This is a genomic window from Blautia sp. HA3515 (assembly GCF_059933065.1).
In genome coordinates, this window is record NZ_JAYFUY010000016.1 from 1 (window position 1) to 2,288 (window position 2,288).

General features: G+C 41.7%; 2 protein-coding genes and 1 pseudogene. All 3 read right to left on the minus strand.

The annotated features are described in order from the left end of the window. On the minus strand, positions 1–270 hold a 270-nt coding region (locus tag R1Y93_RS00530), incomplete at its 3' end, for a hypothetical protein (RefSeq protein WP_500821226.1). Beyond that, the gene (locus R1Y93_RS00535; protein WP_500821227.1) at positions 267–497 is read right to left on the minus strand and encodes a hypothetical protein; all 231 of its coding nucleotides are present in this window, start codon (positions 495–497) and stop codon (positions 267–269) included. The genes R1Y93_RS00535 and R1Y93_RS00530, both read right to left, overlap by 4 nt. 77 nt (positions 498–574) lie before the next feature. Beyond that, a pseudogene (gene cls / locus R1Y93_RS00540) lies at positions 575–2,126 on the minus strand (cardiolipin synthase). Between the last annotated feature and the right edge of the window lie 162 nt (positions 2,127–2,288).

Here is a 2,288-nt window from a genome sequence, read left to right on the forward strand (position 1 = left end):
TGTATATTCCTGTTCATCCTGGTCTGTGCTCTCTTCCTCCTGGGGCACATCCATGATTTCCTGTACGTCCTCAGGTGCATCTTCTGCCTCCTGTATCTGGCTGGAAAGATCAGCTTCTTCAGGCTCATTTATGTCTTCAGGTCCTTCTTCATCAGATATATCAATTTCTTCAGGTTCTTCTGCCGGTGATGGATCCGTTTCCTCTGATCCTTTCTGATTCTGTTCTTCTCCATCAGAAAATTCAGATCCGTATGCCATGCTTTCTGTCAAAAAGCCTGCTGCATTTCCCACCCACTGCCATGGAAATGCAAAGCCCTAAGGCTATCATTTTGTTCCATAATTTTCTTCTCAACATATTTGCCTCCCTCATTGTGTGCCTTATAAAAGCCTGCAATGGCACTATAAATGATATTATACTTTTCTTCCTTTATCTGCTCTATATAACTTTTCATGGATTCATAACAATTTTCACAGTCCTTATTTAAATTTGGTCTCATTTATTGCACAAAAAATCCCTGTAGATCCTTATTAGCAAATATTACCAACAGGAATCCACAGGGATTTCATTCGCATATTACAACATAGGCGCTAAAAGCCTTAAGATATTCTGCATGATCCGCACAAAAATATTTCGGTTCTTGCAAAATTCCAAAGTCACAGGTGAACAATAATGCAATGTCTCCACAAAGTCCTCTTTAATATCCATAACTACCTTATTACGGCAGATCCATACTCCATCTTCAAAATGAAGATACAGGCTGCGGGTAATCCAGGTTGATGGTACCCACAACTCCCAGCTCATCATCACACACAAAGGACTTGGCGTGAAGAAAGCCTGGCTGGTACTCATAAATCTTCACCCCTGCCTCCAGCAGCTGCTTATAGTAGGACTGTGTCAGCAGGAAGACCATCTTCTTATCCGGGATACCAGGTGTCATAATCCTTACATCAATACCACTTTTGGCAGCAAGACAAAGAGCAGTCATCATCTCATTATCAATGATCAGATATGGGGTGCAGATATATACATAATGTTTGGCTCTGTTGATGATATTCAGATATACATTCTCACCAACCGTTTCTCCATCCAGCGGCGTATCACAAAATGGCTGAATAAAGCCGTCACTTTCAAACTGATCCTTGTGCCATGTATGAGGCAGGTAATGGTCAAATTCGGCATAATCTCTGGATCTTGTCACTACCTTCCACATATGAAGGAACATGGCCGTCATATTCCAGACAGCCTCGCCTTTCAGCATAACTGCCGTATCCTTCCAATGTCCGAACCTTTCCTTCTGGTTAATATACTCATCTGCAAGATTGATCCCACCTGTAAATCCTACATATCCGTCAATGATACAGAACTTTCGGTGGTCACGATTGTTCAGGACAATATTCAAAATGGGACGGAAGGTATTAAATACCTCACACTTGATCCCTTTTTCACGGAGCTGAAGATAATATTTGTGGGGAAGCGTTGTAAGGCAGCCCATATCATCATAGATCAGCCGTACATCTACCCCTTCCTTAACCTTTTTCTCCAGGATATCCAGAATGGTCCGCCACATTACTCCATCATGGATAATAAAGTATTCAATAAAAATATAGTGCTTTGCCTGATTCAGTTCTTTGATAAGTACAGGAAACATATCGTCACCTACCTGAAAATACTCAGCTGTAGTATTCTCATGCACCGGATATCCGGAAGAACGAAAAATGTAATCCGATTGTATACAGGCTGAACGATCTGCCGCCTCCAGCTTCTTTCTGGTGTCTGAATCATCTTTCAAATAATCACTGGTCTGAACAAGCATTTCATTAAACTGCATCTGCATGGTCCTGGCGATCCTGGACTGTCCAAACACAAGATAAAGTACCAGTCCGAAAATAGGAAGACTGAGGATCAGCATTGCCCAGGCCAGCTTGTAAGAAGGGTTGATCTCTCTGTTCACGATCCACAGCACAACAAGAATGCTTAAGATAGTAAGTCCTACTGAAATATATCTGGAATAGCTGGCAGCTTTTAAGAACAGAAGCAGGAGCCACCCCAGCTGTACAGCCATGGCAAGCACCACATAAAACAACCGATTAAAAATAAGTTTTGCGATTTTCTTCAGTATGATCATAATCTCCTGTCCTTTCCCGCCAGCTTTCCAACTGTTTCCCTTTCATACATAGTGATGCCACCGTCAGAAAGTATATCCGTTTAAAAGTATATCCCCGTTTAGATAAAAATCCCTGACCGTATCAGTCAGGGATTTCTTGCGCACAATTAATTATATTTACGT

Bases quoted from the DNA above. Each gene is read 5' to 3' on its own strand.
- R1Y93_RS00535 (WP_500821227.1), bottom strand. From the start codon at position 497: ATGAGACCAAATTTAAATAAGGACTGTGAAAATTGTTATGAATCCATG.